General features: G+C 67.4%; 12 protein-coding genes. 6 read left to right on the top strand and 6 right to left on the bottom strand.

The features are described from left to right. Positions 1–2 precede the first annotated feature (2 nt). The gene (locus ACM9NP_RS00260) at positions 3–578 is read right to left on the bottom strand and encodes a TetR/AcrR family transcriptional regulator (RefSeq protein ID WP_415644479.1); all 576 of its coding nucleotides are present in this window, start codon (positions 576–578) and stop codon (positions 3–5) included. 129 nt (positions 579–707) lie between these two features. Between ACM9NP_RS00260 and ACM9NP_RS00255 the strand changes: the two genes are divergently transcribed. Continuing rightward, positions 708–1,568, top strand: a complete 861-nt coding sequence (locus ACM9NP_RS00255) for a carbon-nitrogen hydrolase family protein (RefSeq protein ID WP_415644658.1) — start codon at positions 708–710, stop codon at positions 1,566–1,568. Here ACM9NP_RS00255 and ACM9NP_RS00250 read toward each other — a convergent pair whose 3' ends face one another. Then, positions 1,569–2,153 (bottom strand): class I SAM-dependent methyltransferase, encoded by a 585-nt coding sequence (locus ACM9NP_RS00250; protein ID WP_415644478.1) that lies wholly within the window; start codon positions 2,151–2,153, stop codon positions 1,569–1,571. It abuts the gene before it with no gap. A gap of 94 nt (positions 2,154–2,247) precedes the next feature. Between ACM9NP_RS00250 and ACM9NP_RS00245 the strand changes: the two genes are divergently transcribed. The 4 genes from ACM9NP_RS00245 to ACM9NP_RS00230 all read left to right on the top strand — a co-directional run bounded on the left by ACM9NP_RS00245 (position 2,248) and on the right by ACM9NP_RS00230 (position 6,899). Next, a complete protein-coding gene (locus tag ACM9NP_RS00245) occupies positions 2,248–2,871 on the top strand; it encodes an NUDIX hydrolase (RefSeq protein WP_415644477.1) in 624 nt (207 codons plus the stop codon). Positions 2,872–3,291: 420 nt separating this feature from the next. Beyond that, positions 3,292–4,770 (top strand): M4 family metallopeptidase (locus ACM9NP_RS00240; RefSeq protein ID WP_415644476.1); only part of this gene is annotated, 1,479 nt, incomplete at its 5' end. Positions 4,771–5,011: 241 nt separating this feature from the next. Then, on the top strand, positions 5,012–6,166 hold the full coding sequence (locus ACM9NP_RS00235) for a MalY/PatB family protein (RefSeq protein ID WP_415644475.1): 1,155 nt from the start codon (positions 5,012–5,014) through the stop codon (positions 6,164–6,166). Between the two features lie 64 nt (positions 6,167–6,230). After that, positions 6,231–6,899 (top strand): NIPSNAP family protein, encoded by a 669-nt coding sequence (locus ACM9NP_RS00230; protein WP_415644474.1) that lies wholly within the window; start codon positions 6,231–6,233, stop codon positions 6,897–6,899. Between the two features lie 28 nt (positions 6,900–6,927). On the opposite strand, the gene ACM9NP_RS00225 is transcribed toward ACM9NP_RS00230, so the two are convergent. The 4 genes from ACM9NP_RS00225 to acnA form a co-directional block, all read right to left on the bottom strand. After that, positions 6,928–7,866: a hypothetical protein gene (locus ACM9NP_RS00225; protein ID WP_415644473.1), complete on the bottom strand. Its 939-nt coding sequence runs from the start codon at positions 7,864–7,866 to the stop codon at positions 6,928–6,930. Then, positions 7,829–9,949 (bottom strand): M91 family zinc metallopeptidase, encoded by a 2,121-nt coding sequence (locus ACM9NP_RS00220; protein ID WP_415644472.1) that lies wholly within the window; start codon positions 9,947–9,949, stop codon positions 7,829–7,831. Before ACM9NP_RS00220 ends, ACM9NP_RS00225 begins: the two co-directional genes overlap by 38 nt. Positions 9,950–9,996: 47 nt before the next feature. Continuing rightward, positions 9,997–10,326, bottom strand: a complete 330-nt coding sequence (locus ACM9NP_RS00215) for a hypothetical protein (protein ID WP_415644471.1) — start codon at positions 10,324–10,326, stop codon at positions 9,997–9,999. 142 nt (positions 10,327–10,468) lie between these two features. Next, positions 10,469–13,210: an aconitate hydratase AcnA gene (acnA, locus tag ACM9NP_RS00210; RefSeq protein ID WP_415644470.1), complete on the bottom strand. Its 2,742-nt coding sequence runs from the start codon at positions 13,208–13,210 to the stop codon at positions 10,469–10,471. A 279-nt stretch (positions 13,211–13,489) separates the two neighbouring features. Between acnA and ACM9NP_RS00205 the strand changes: the two genes are divergently transcribed. Beyond that, positions 13,490–13,924 carry a VOC family protein gene (locus ACM9NP_RS00205; protein ID WP_415644469.1) on the top strand — a complete coding sequence of 145 codons (435 nt, stop codon included), beginning with the start codon at positions 13,490–13,492 and terminating at the stop codon, positions 13,922–13,924. The last annotated feature ends 144 nt before the right edge of the window (positions 13,925–14,068 follow it).

Here is a 14,068-nt window from a genome sequence, read left to right as displayed (position 1 = left end):
GGTCACGGGCGTCGTCGGACGGCCGCCTCGACGAGATCGAGGATCGGTGTCATGTCGGTCGACGTCGATCCCATCGCCAGGTGCGTGATGAGGCCGTCGTAGGCGAGTTCGAGGAAACCGGCGAGCACCTCGATCGGCAGGTCGGTTCGCAGGATTCCGGCGTCGAGCTGGCGTTGCAGACGTTCCCTGGTCGCCTGCGCGATCGCGTGCTTGCGGTCTTCCCAAGCCCGCGCGAAACCGTCGTCGGTGCGCAGTCGCCGACTCACCTCGAGTTGGCTACCGAGCCAACCCGTCGTCTCGGGGGAGTCCGCTTCGGCGGAGAGGTTGCGCATCACCTGGACGAGCCCGTGTTGCGCGACCGTCTCCGCCATCTGGATCGCGTCGTCCTCCGCGACGGAGAGGAACAGCGAGTCCTTGTCCTTGAAGTGGTGGAAGATCGCCCCCCGGGACAGGCCTATCTCCTCCTCCAACCGACGCACGGTCGCGCCCTCGTACCCGTAGCGGGCGAAACACGCGCGGGCACCGGCAAGGATCTCGCGACGCCGGCTGTTGAGTTGTTCTGGACTGACCCTAGGCACCACATGATCGTGACAGGCGGAACGAATCCACGCAATGTGAGCCCTCAACTTTATCGATGATGGACCGCGACACGTCACCCGTTCGGTCCGTTCTGTCATGGTTCGGACGCCTGGCACCATTGACGTGTGATGCATCCCGATGATCCATCGGCCTTCCTACGGGTGGCCGCCGCTCAGGCCGTCTCGGTACCCGGCGACGTCGAGCGCAACGCCCACACCGCCGCGGCGCTTGTGGACAAGGCGGACCACGCGGGTGCCGATCTCGTGGTCTTCGGGGAGCTGTTCCTGCCCGGCTACCACCCGCCGACGTTGGCGGCCCGGCCGGCATCCTGCGACATGGAGGTCGACTTCTACGGGGAGGTGGCCGACCGTCGCCTGGATCCCGTCCGCGCGATGGCGCAGCGGCACCGCATCACCGTCCTCATCGGAGCGAGTGTGCATCAGGGGTCGCGCCGTTTCATCTCTACTCTGTTGATCGACAAGTTCGGCAAGGTCCGCGACGTCTATCACAAGCAGCACCTCGTCGAGGTGGAGCGTCCGATGTTCACGGTGGGGGACCGCGGAACCACGCTCGTGCTCAACGGATGGCGGCTCGGCCTGGGAATCTGTTACGACGCGACCTTTCCGGAGCACGCTCGCGCCGCCGCGACCGCCGGTTGCCACGCGTACGTCACCGGCGGGGCCTTCAACGTGGGCGGTGAGCATCGACGGGACCTGTATCACGCGGCCCGCGCGCTGGACAACACCTTCTACGTCGTGTTCGCCGGAGCGCTCGGTGGTCCTCCACCATGGACGTTGTCGGGAGGCAGCGCCATCTACGACCCGGAGGGGCGACCGATCGATCGCGTTCCGACCGGTGCCGTCGGCCTCGCCGTCGCCGATCTGGAGGCGCAGAAACTCGACGAGACTCGACGAGCCCACACGATGCTCGCCGACCTTCGCGTCGACCTGTCGGAACGCACCACGGTCGAGGCCGACCGCGGCGCCTGATCACGGCCTCCGTTGGGCCGCGATTTCCCAACTGTGCCAATGCTTCGGGCCGCGCATCGTCTTACCGTCGTACTCGGACTCGGTGAGCTCGACGAGCGTGAAGTCGACCAGGAGTCGTTCGATGTCCTGTCTGTCGTGCGTCGTAACGGCGGGTTCCTCGCCGCCGACCCAGCCGTCGCGCTCGCCGAGTAGACTCCCGACGAACCAGCCACCGGGCACCACGGCCCTGGCGATCGCACTCCACAATCGAGGCTGGTCCTCCTCTGGGACGAAGCACAGGCTGGAACCGGCGTAGACGAGTTCGCACTTCGGCAGCGTGGCGTCGGCGAGGTGCGTTCGCTCGGTCGTCAGGCGCCGTCGTTGTGCCGGACCCACGCGGTCCAGGAGTTCCTTGTGTGCGGCCGGATCCGCGTCGACGGCGTGCACGCGCCAACCGCGTTCCAGGAGACTCAGCGTCTCGTTCCCCGCCCCGAATCCGAGATCGGCGGCACGGCCCGGAACATCGAAGCGCTCAATCGCGCCGAGGCAGCGCGCGGACGGATCGCGTCCGGTGGTCGCGGCGATGTACGGTGCCCAGTCAGTCATGTGGAGATTGTGGCGCGGTGGAGCTGAGACGACGCTGTGGCCGTTCGAGTGCCGTCTCGGATATACATGTGGTCGATCGAGGAACGGAGCGACGGTGGAGTCATCCCGGCGAGTAGCCGCACTGGCCGATCAACTGCGAGCGTTGGCGGCGAATGGATTGCGGTACACCCAAAGCCCCTACGACCGGGAGCGGTACGAGAAGCTCATGGCGATCGCGGCCGAGGCTCTGTCGATCGTGGACGTCCGCGACGCCGGTGAGCTGGAGCGGATCTTCCTCGCCGACATCGACATGATCACGCCGCTCGTGACGGCGGACGTCGCCGTCTTCGACGATGCCGGTCGCGTACTCCTGATCCAGCGCTCCGACTGTGGTGAGTGGTGCATGCCCGGCGGTGCGGCGGATGTCGGTGAGACGCCGTCGGAGGCGGCCATCCGTGAATGTGTGGAGGAGACGGGGCTGCGCATCGCGGTCACGGATCTGATCGGGATCTACGACAATCGCGGCGTGAGCGAGGTGATGGCTCGCCACGCTTATCACAATGTCTTCAAAGGACATGTGGTCGGCGGTGAGGCCGTCGTGACGCACGAGTCGCTGGACGTCGGGTGGTTCACCGAGGACGAGGCGGTGGCGCTCACCTTGTTCCGTGGGCACAAGGTCAAGGTTCCCGACGCGTTCGCGTTCCACACGGGCCGACGGACGTCGCCGATCTTCCACTAGCGGTCGCGTCGTTTCCCAAACGGCCGGGAATCGAACCGTTCGAGGGCGGCGTGGACACGCGTCGCGCCGGTCGGAGTCTTTTTCGATTCGCGATGGGGACGATCAGGCGATTTGCTCGCATCGATGCCGAGTTCTCTTGGAGCGGTGGCGATCGCGACGTCACGAGGCTCACTGGCGGCCGCCCCGCGAGTGTTCGAGCATCCCCCAAATGGTCATTCAATCTAAATATTGACATTAACTACTCGGTATGGAATTCTCGTTGGGCACCCCACGAGCGGGAATCGGCGGCCACCCCCGGCGCCCTCCCAATCGTCCCCCTACGAGAGGACCACCCCCATGAGACGCCTGCTCGCAGCGGGCGGGGCCGCCGTGCTCGCGGTCGGTGCCGGGATCGTCGGCGCCACCGCGTCGGCCGACCCNGCCGACACCGCCCAGCCCGATGTGACCTCCACCGCCCTCACGTCCGCCGACGCCCTCGTCCGCGCCGCCGATCCCCGTCTGCACCTGAGTTCCGCCGACGAGGCGACGGCCGTGTCCGCGACCCACACCCTCGGGTTGACATTCGTCTCCTACGAACGCACCTATCGCGGCCTTCCCGTCGTCGGTGGCGACTTCGTGATCGCCGTGGACGACAAGGGTGAGACCGTCTACACCTCCGTGGCGCAAGACGAGGTCATCGACCTCGACACGATCAAGCCGAAGCTCAGCGCGTCCTCGGCGCGTTCCGCCGTCGGCGCGGACGCCTCGACCGCGGAACTCGTCGTGCTCGCCTGGGACGACCCGGCACTGTCCTACGTGAGCACACAGGAGACGGTCGATGAGGACGGCGCGCCGATCCTGCGCGACACCTACGTCGACGCCATGACGGGCGAGGTCCTCACGACCGTCGACCGCGTCTTCGCGGGCACCGGCTCGACGCACTACAACGGCTTCCCCGGCACCGTCGAGTTCGGCACGACGGCGATCGACGGCCACTACGTCATGAAGGACGCCGACCGTCTCGGAGTCAGTTGCGCCGAAGAGGGCGGCGACCCGATGGAGAAGGACACCGACAGCTGGGGCGACGGCACCGGCACCGACCTTGCCACCGCGTGCGTCGACGCGATGTACGCCGCCGGTCAGGAATGGGACATGCTCTCCGCGTGGCTCGACCGTGACGGCATCGACGGCGAGGGCAAAGGCTTCCCGATGTACGTGGGCATGAGCATGGTCAACGCGTACTGGACCGGCTCCAGCGCCCACTTCGGCCACTCCTCGGACGAGCAGCGCCAGCTGACGCCGATGGACATCGTCGCGCACGAGCTCGGCCACGGCATCTTCCAGTTCACCCCGGGCGGTTCCTCGGGCGGTAACGAGACCGGCGGCCTCAACGAAGGCGCCGGTGACATCTTCGGCGCGCTCACCGAGTGGTACGCGGCGCAGCCCGCAGACGAGGGTCACGACCCGGCCGACTACCTGGTCGGCGAGGAAGGCGGCCTTTCCACGGTCGGCGAGCCGATTCGCAACATGTACGACCCGGCGGCGCTCGACGACCCGGCGTGCTGGTCGACCGACATCCCCAACACCGAGGTCCACGCGGGAGCCGGTCCGATCAACCACTGGTTCTACCTCCTCGCCGAGGGCACCGAGCCGGGCGACAGCGCGGCCGTCCCCGGCAGCACCACCTGTGACGGCTCGACCATCGCCGAAGGACTCGGCATCGAGACGGCCGGCAAGATCTTCATGGGCGCTCTCATGGGAAAGACCTCTGGTTGGACCTATGAGGACACTCGCGTCGCAGCGCTCGAATTCGCCGCTTCCAGCGACTTGTTCACCACGTGCGCCGAGTACGACGCGACCAAGACGGCGTTCGACGCGATCAGCGTCCCCGCCACGGCGGATCCCACCTGCAGTAAATAGGGACACCGATCGATCGAAACGATGAGCGGCGCGGTGGGTCCGGTTCGGCCGTCCACGATCACGACGGCTTGACCGCGCGCCGATAATCGATACGATCAGGTTAGTGCCCCCGGGACCGCTAACGCATTGCCGCCGGTGCCGCCGCTTCGCCTCCCGCGACGCGGCGGCACCGGCTTTTTCCGAGCGGTGGCGAGCACCACGATCGAATGCCGGCCCCGCGAGCGATGGGCATGATGAAGACATGACGGAAACAACGGTGTCCCCCTTCGAGGAACTGTCGCTCGAGAGCCTGCGCCGCAGACGCAGCGTCAAATGGCGGATGTACGACCCGGACGTCCTGCCGCTCTGGGTGGCTGAAATGGACACCCCGTTGGCGCCGCCGATCCAGAGCGCGCTCAATGACGCCGTTGCCTTGGGCGACACCGGTTACGCCATCGAGGGAGACCTCCCGGCCGCGTTCGTCGGTTTTGCCGCGCGCCGCTACGGCTGGACGGTCGACGGAGAGGCGCCCCGTCTCGTCGCCGACGTCATGACCGGCGTGCGGATCGCGCTTGGCGCCTGCACGGACGTCGGCGATCGGGTCGTGATCTCGACGCCCGTCTATCCGCCGTTCTTCGAGGCGCTGCACGCCCTCGATCGGGTCATCGTCTCCAGTCCGCTCGCCTATGACGTGGAGGCGGGCCACTCCCTCGACCTCGACCGGCTCGAACGCGATTTCGCCGACGGTGCCAGCGCCTACCTGCTGTGCCACCCCCACAATCCGACCGGGATCGTCTTCGATCGCGCCGGGCTGGCCGCGATCGCGGACCTCGCCGAGCGATACGGCGTCACCGTCATCGCCGACGAGATCCACGCGCCCCTGACGGACCCGGCGATCCGTCACGTTCCCTTCGCGTCCCTCGATCACCCGGTGGCCGCGGCGTCGTTCACCTGCGTGGCCGCCTCGAAGGCGTGGAACCTGCCCGGACTGAAGGCCGCGTTGCTCGTGCCCGGTTCGCTCGCCGACACCTCCGCGTTCCCGGAGGAGCTGTGGGCCGGCGCCGGTCTGTTCGGCGTCATCGCGGCGGAGGCGGCCTTCCGCGAGGGCGAGGAGTGGCTGGATCTGATTCGCGCCGGCATTGTGGAACGAAAGCGACTGTTGTCGGAGCTGCTCGCGGACCGGTTGCCGGACGCGCGATACCGCGAACCCGCGGGCACGTACCTCGCCTGGATCGATATGCGTGCCTACGGCATGGACGACCCGGCGACGTTCCTGGCCGAGCGCGGTCGGGTCGCGCTGTACTCCGGGACCAAGTTCGGCTCCGAGGGCGCGGGCTTCGTCCGACTCAATCTCGCCACATCGAAGTCGATCATCATTGAGGCGGTCGATCGGATGGCCGCCGTCCTAAAATCCTGAATGGACTTTCTGTCGTCGGTGTCGTACCGGGGTGCTACCGTCCGGCTCGATCGAGAGGAGCACCATGGAGACCGACCCACTCGGCGTCGTCGAGCTGCGCAGGTACCGGCTGCACCCCGGGCGACGCGACACACTCGTCGAGCTCTTCGAGCGAGAGTTCGTCGAGTCGCAGGAGGAACTGGGCGCCGTCCTGCCCGGCATGTTCCGCGATGACGACGACGAGGACCGCTTCGTGTGGTTTCGCGCGTTCGCCGACATGGCGTCGCGACACCGCATGCTGACGACCTTCTACGGTGGACCGACGTGGGCCGCCCACCGGGACGCCGCCAACGCCACGATGATCGACTCCGACGACGTCCTGTTGCTTCGACCAGGCGCCCTCACTCCGACGTCAATCCGACCGCCCTCCACCAGGGACGGTGGACGCGACATCGTCGCGGTCACCGTGTGGGAGCGCGGAGACCGGACGGAGGCGGAAATCGCCGACTGGTTCGACCAACGGGTCCGTCCCGGCGTCGAGCGGGCCGACGGCGCGGTCCTCGCGACGTTGCACACCGAGTCGAGCGTCAACGACTTTCCCGCGTTGCCGGTCACCCAGGACCCGCCGGTCTTCGTCGGCGTCGTCCGGGTCGGAGACCGCCCGACGTATCAGTCGATCATCGACGCCGACGAGACGGCGCGCGCCGGGAAGACCAGCTACCTCAGCGCGACGGTCCGCTCGCCGTGGCCATGACGGCGATCCGCCCGACGCTCGGCGGGGCTCAACCGTCGGCGCGGCCGTAGAGCCCGAGTTCCGCCTTCGGAGGCAGCAGCTCGGCGTCCACGTCGAAGACCGCCAGCACGAAGGTCCGCTCCGTGCAATCGCCCAACTCCGCGGTGACCACCAGCGGCGTCACGACGAGCGCCGGCACGGCGTCCTCGCAGCCGTGCAGGACGAAGGCGAAGCGCCTCCGGTCCGCCTCGGGCCGGGCGTTCAAGAGCTCGGTGACCTCGTCCATCGCGTCGGTGTCCGACGCCTCGAGCGCCGCGTGCAGTTCGGGACCGCCCTCGGTGATCTCGGTCGGCGGGGCTTCCCAATCGCCACTTGGGGTCTCCCACGCTTCACCCAGATCGATCGTGTCGACGAGGACCCCGGGGCCGACTCCGTCGACCGGCTTCACGCCGTTGACGGTCGCGACTCCGTCGACGACCGTCGGGTCGACCGCGAACTGCACATACGCGTAGTTCAGGACTTCGCAGTTGATGTCGCTGTCGTCCTTGGCCGTGAACGTCACGAGCAGGTCGTCACCGTCGCGAGCCAGGCGAGCGTCGGTCGCGCCGTAGCAACCCGTCGAGCCACGCCACGCCACGTACCGCACGTTCTCCTGCCCCGGTGGCACCTCGACGGCGAACGGGTCGCGTGGCTCCGGGTCGACTCCGTACTCATCGGCGCCGGCCGCCGCCCAACCGCCGGCGATCAGTGGATCGATCGGCGTGTCCGCGATGACCGGAGGGAGGTAGCTCGGTGCCGCGGCGGAGCCGTCCGGGCCGTTCTCCAGAACGAGGACTTCGGCTTCGACGGGTGATCCGGACGGCTCGCGCTCCTCCGGCGTGCCCTGGCACGACGCGAGAAGCAGCAGTGCCGCCGTGGCGACCGCGCCGCGCCGCGCCGACCGTCGCCCGTCAGGTGTACGTCGTCCGCGGTGGGAGCCCGAATTCATCACGCAGTCCATTCTCGGTGAGTTCGTAGTCGAGTTCCAGGTCGGCCTCGGGGTTCGCCGGATCGTACGCGCGGCCGTCGGTGGGCAAGCCGGTCGCCTGCCGTTCGGCCTTGTTGATGTCCTGGTCGGGGCCGTTTCCGCCGACCTTGTCGCCGTCGTAGCTGCCGTCCCAGAACGTGTTGACGTGCGCCATCTCGTGGTAGAGGCCCAACACGGGCGGGCGCTCGTCCCAACCCTGCACACCCGACGGGTTGTAGTTGATCTCGGAATCCTTGTTGCCCCACATGCTCTGGTCGCCGCTGGATGCGGAGTTCCCGTCTTCGGTCTCGCGGATCGTCAGCTCGTGGTTGCCGCCCCAGATGTTCGGGTCGCGGTGGTCGCGCAGGTGCTCGATGCCCTCCTGCCCGGTCGGTGACGCGGCGAGCATGTCGAGGTCGGCTTCGGTCCGGTTGGTGAACTCCTCGTCGCCTTCGACCTTGATGAAGCTGTGGTCGACGATGTCGACCTTCTCCGTCGTCTCCGTCCCGGTGGACGTGGAGTCCTCGTCCTGGGCGAAAGCCGTGTCGGAGCCGTCGCCGCCGTCTGTGTAGTCCTTGCCGTGTCCGGCGTACATCTTGTCGCTGCCGTCGCCGCCGTAGATCTCGTCGTCGCCGCGTCCGCCGGACAGCAGGTCGTCGCCGTCGCCGCCGTGGACCTTGTCGTTGCCCCGGGCGCCTTCCATGTAGTCGTCGCCGGTGCCGCCGTACATCTCGTCGTCGCCGTGCATGCCGTACAGGACGTCGTTGCCCTCACCGCCGTTGACGCGGTCGTCGCCGTCCCCACCATCCACATAGTCGCGACCGTCGCCGCCGTACACCTGGTCGTCGCCGTCCCCGGAGAAGACCTTGTCGTCGCCTCGACCGGCGACGACGGTGTCGTTGCCGGAGCTGCTGCGGATGTTGTCGGCGCCGTCGCCACCGTAGACACGGTCGTCGCCCGAACCCGATTCGACGGTGTCGTCGCCGCGCCCGGTCGAGATCATGTTGTCGCCACCGCCGCCGGGCCCCTGGAACCAGCTGGGCGTGTCCACCGCGTCGTTGCCGTCTCCGGTGGAGACCATGTTGTCGCCGTCGCCAAGGGTCACCGAGTCGTCTCCACCACCGGTGGAGACGCGGTTGTCGCCGTCTCCCATGGTGATGGAGTCCTTGCCGTCGCCGGAGAGGACGGTGTGGCCGGTGTTCGACCCGTTGCTCGGGAGTAGGCCGGAATCTCCGGTGTCGACGGTGTCGTTGCCGTCGCCGGAGACGACCGTGGTCGGCACGTTCGCGTTCGGGTCGACCTCCACATTGTCGTTGCCGGAGCCGGTGTGCAGCACGACCTCGGTGCCGGGCGGGTACTCGCTGGTCTGGCCGTTGACGGTGACGACGACGGTGCCGTCCGGCTTCGTCGTGACGCTCACGTCGTCGTTGCCGGAACCCGAACTCAGGACGACCGTCCCGTCGGGCATGGTGATCGAACTGGGTGTCGTGATCTCAGGCGGCAACGGGAAGGCGCCGTCGACGCCCCCGTCGGCGATCGCCTGCCACTGTGAGGACATCGCGGTCCACTCGGCCTGAGCCGCCGACAGCTTGCCCTGTTCCGTCGACAAGGTCGTGTCCAAATCGGAGCGGATGGCCTTGGCATCGGTGACGGACTTGAGGACCTTCTTCGACTCCTCGGGCGTCTTCGGGCGGAACGTGATCTGCTGTCCGCCGATGGTGCAGTCCACCGCGCCGGTGATCTCCGACTTGAGGGTGGTCAAGTCGCCCTGCTTCGATCGCAGTGCCGAGGCGATGTTCCCGAGCGCGGTCGCGATGGGCTTCGCGGCCTCCACCATCCCGACGCAACTGTCGCGCAGCTTCTTCTGCTGGCCTTCGTACGCCTCCCGCGTGTCACCCTCCCACGGGTCGTCGTAGACGACCTGCGCGGCGGTGTTGAGGTCCGTGCCGGTGTCGTCGCCGACGCCACCGAGTGTCGTCCAGGCGGTCGCGGCGGTGTCGATCACGGCCGGGTCGGCCTTCAGATCAAACCACTGTAGATCAACGTTGATGGAGGGTTCGGCCATGAGATTTCACCACTTCGCAGGCGAGGGGACGAGCAGGGGGAAGGGCGTCAGACGGGGAGGTTGCCGCCGCCGTTGTTGATGTTGGCGGAGTTGGCCTCGTCGGTGGCCTTGTAGGAGAACGCGATCCGGTACAGCCGGTCGACGTCTCCTTCGAGGACTCCCGCGATGTCCTCTACGCCCGCACCCGCGTCCTCAATGACGTCCACATAGGTGTCATCGAGGGTGCCCGCGCCGTCGCTGTTGCCGAAGGCGCTCGCCGGTATGACGATCGCCTGGCGTGCGGTCGCCAGCCCGTCGCGCAGGTCGCCGGCGAAACCGGTGACCTCGTCGGCGAGCGTGCACAGCTTCACCGGGTCGGCGCGTACTTCTTCTGCCATGGTGAGGAATCTAACGGCACCGCGCAAGAGGCGCACGCCGGTGGCCGGACCTTAACGTCGGCTTTACGCAGGGGATCCGGACGGTCCGAGAACGTCGACGGCCCGATGCGGACAGTGCGCATCGGGCCGTCGGAGCGTGGTGTTACTTGGCGATAAGTGAACGCAGCACATACTGGAGGATGCCTCCGTGCCGGTAGTACTCCGCCTCGCCGGGGGTGTCGATGCGCAGCACCGCGTCGAACGCCGCGACCTCTTCACCCTCGGGGGACGTCGCCGTCACGCGGAGGGTGTCGGGGATCCCGCCGTCGTTGAGCGCCGTGACACCCGCGATCGAGAAGACCTCGGTGCCCTCCAGGCCGAGCGTGACCGCGGTCGCGCCCTCCGGGAACTGGAGCGGCAGCACGCCCATGCCGATCAGGTTCGAGCGGTGGATGCGCTCGTACGACTCGGCGATGACGGCCTTGACTCCGAGCAGGCTCGTGCCCTTGGCCGCCCAGTCGCGCGACGAACCCGAGCCGTACTCCTTGCCCGCCAACACGACGAGCGGCGTCTCGGCCGCCGCGTAGTTCTGCGCGGCGTCGTAGATCGTCGACACGGGAGCGTCGGCGACGGTGAAGTCGCGCGTGAAGCCACCCTCGGTGCCGGGCGCGATCTGGTTGCGCAGGCGGATGTTGGCGAAGGTGCCTCGGATCATCACCTCGTGGTTTCCGCGCCGCGAACCGTAGGAGTTGAAGTCGGCGGGGCTGACACCGTGCTCCTTCAGGTACTTCCCGGCGGGGGAGTCCGCCTTGATCGCCCCGGCGGGGGAGATGTGGTCGGTCGTCACGGAGTCGCCGAGTTTCGCCAGGACGCGGGCGTCCCGGATGTCGGTGACGGGCTCCGGCTTGGCGGGCATGCCGTCGAAGTACGGGGCCTTCCGCACGTAGGTGGAGTCCGCGTCCCACTCGAAGGTGTCACCGGTCGGAATCGGCAGCGCGCGCCAGCGGTCGTCACCCTCGAAGACGTTCGCGTAGTCCCTGGTGAACATCTCCCGGCCGATGGAGGAGTTGACGACGGCGGAGATCTCCTCGGAGGAGGGCCAGATGTCCGCGAGGTACACCGGCTGTCCGCTCGAGTCGATGCCGAGCGCCTCGTTGTTGAGGTCGAAGTCCATCGAACCGGCGAGCGCGTACGCCACGACCAGCGGCGGCGAGGCGAGGTAGTTCATCTTGACGTCGGGGTTGATGCGGCCCTCGAAGTTGCGGTTTCCGGAGAGGACCGACGTCACCGCCAGATCGCCCTCGGCGACGGCCGCCGAGACCTCGGTGGGCAGCGGGCCGGAGTTGCCGATGCAGGTGGTGCATCCGTATCCGACGAGGTTGAAGCCGAGCTTGTCGAGGTACGGCGTGAGCCCCGCGCGGTCGAGGTAGCCCGTGACGACCTGGGATCCGGGAGCCAGCGAGGTCTTGACCCACGGCTTGCGAGAGAGTCCCTTGTCGACGGCGTTCTTGGCGAGGAGCGCCGCTCCGACCATGACGTACGGGTTGGAAGTGTTGGTGCAGGACGTGATCGCCGCGATGACGACGGCGCCGTGATCGAGCTCGACGGTCGTCCCGTCGGCCATCGTCACCGGCACCGGGTTGTGCGGACGGTTGTGCCCGTTGGTGTTGATCGACGGGCTGTCGGAGGCGGGGAAGCTCTCCTTGCCGGCCTCGTCGGTCTCGGTGACGTAGTTGCCGATGTCGTGGCGCCACGTGGACTTCGCGTTGGAGAGCGCGATTCGGTCCTGGGGCCGCTTCGGGCCCGCGATCGACGGGACCACGGTGGACAGGTCCAGTTCGAGGTACTCGCTGTACGCGGCCTCGACGGACGGGTCGTGCCAGATGCCCTGTTCCTTGGCGTACGCCTCGGTCAGCGCCAAGGAGTGCTCGTCGCGGCCGGTCAGGCGCAGGTACGAGATCGTCTCGTCGTCGATCGGGAAGATCGCGCACGTCGAGCCGAACTCCGGGCTCATGTTGCCGATGGTCGCGCGGTTCGCCAGGGGCACCGCGGTCACGCCGTCACCGTAGAACTCGACGAACTTGCCGACGACGCCGTGGTTGCGCAGCATCTCGGTCACCGTCAGGACGAGGTCGGTGGCGGTCGCGCCGGCGGGCAGTTCCCCGGTCAGTTTGAAGCCGACGACGCGGGGGATGAGCATCGAGATCGGCTGGCCGAGCATCGCGGCCTCCGCCTCGATACCGCCGACGCCCCAACCCAGGACGCCGATACCGTTCTCCATAGTGGTGTGAGAGTCGGTGCCGACGCAGGTATCGGGGTAGGCGAGCCCGTCGCGGGTCATGACGACGCGGGCGAGGTGCTCGATGTTGACCTGGTGCACGATGCCGGTGCCGGGCGGAACGACCTTGAACTCGTCGAAGGCGGTCTGTCCCCAGCGCAGGAACTGGTAACGCTCGCGGTTGCGCTCGTACTCGCGCTCGACGTTGCGGGCGAAGGAGTCCGGGTGTCCGAAGTAGTCAACGATCACGGAGTGGTCGATGACGAGTTCCGCCGGGGCGAGCGGGTTGATCGTGGAGGGGTCGCCGCCGAGGTCGCCGACGGCTTCGCGCATCGTGGCCAGGTCGACGACACAGGGGACGCCGGTGAAGTCCTGCATGATCACGCGGGCGGGCGTGAACTGGATCTCGACGCTCGGCTTGGCGTTCGGATCCCAACTGCCGAGGGCTCGAATGTGGCCTTCGGTGATGTTGGCACCGTCCTCGGTGCGCAGCAGGTTCTCGAGCAGGATCTTCAGGCTGTACGGCAGGCGTTCGTGGCCGTGCACGCGATCGATGCGGAAGATCTCGTAGTTCTTGTCGCCGACGGCGAGATTTGCCTTCGCGGCGAAGGTGTCGATACTCGGCACAGATGCTCCCAAGTCGTATGTCCGTATTCGTGGTTCAGTTTGCCGGATGTGCCAGGCCCGGCGCCGCCGGATGGGGTATGTCGTGCGCCATGGCTCAACCATCAACAGAAACAAACCGTACGTCCGTCTTGTTTTATTGTCAAACGCGGGTCCGCCCAATGAGACGGTTTCCGATGACTGTTCTCAATGGGCGGACAGTCGTGACGTGCGTCGCTGGAACTTAAAACCGTACGTACGTCTTGCTATGCTCGCCGAAGTCGTCATGAATGGAGTCGTTCGATGTACTTCGCCCTGCATCACATGCAGTTGACCGCGCCGCGTGGTTCCGAGGCGGTCCTCAGAAAGTTCTATGTGGATGATCTCGGGATGACGGAGGTTCCCAAGCCCGCCCGGCTCGCCGCTCGCGGCGGCTGCTGGTTCCGGTTGTCGGACGAGGCCCCTCTCGAACTGCACCTCGGCGTTCAGGACGATTTCCGTCCCGCGGTCAAAGGCCACCCCGGCATCGTCTGGGGGGACGAGGACAGTCTGCGAGCGCTCGGCGAGCGGCTGGCGGCCGCCGGTCACTCCGTCACCTGGGACGACGAACTGCGCGGCTTCCCGATGCACCTCAACGGCCTGCCGGGCAGCCCCGTCCATGACCGGGGCATGGCGAGGTTCTATGTCGACGATCCGCACGGCAACCGCCTGGAGTTCCTGGCGCCGGTCGCGGAGTGACCTCGTCGGTCGGATCGCGGCGCGACAATGCGGCGCGGGCCGACGTCGACGCCTTCGCGCGTCTCGGTGAGGTCGACGTGTCTCCGCGCCGTCCTCTGAAGTGGACTGACCCGCGCGGTGGATCGCATGCGGTCCACCGCCTCG

This window comes from Stackebrandtia soli (genome assembly GCF_965137155.1).
In the GTDB taxonomy this organism is placed as follows: Bacteria; Actinomycetota; Actinomycetes; order Mycobacteriales; family Micromonosporaceae; genus Stackebrandtia; species Stackebrandtia soli.
This window is presented reverse-complemented; position numbering and strand designations above follow the sequence as displayed.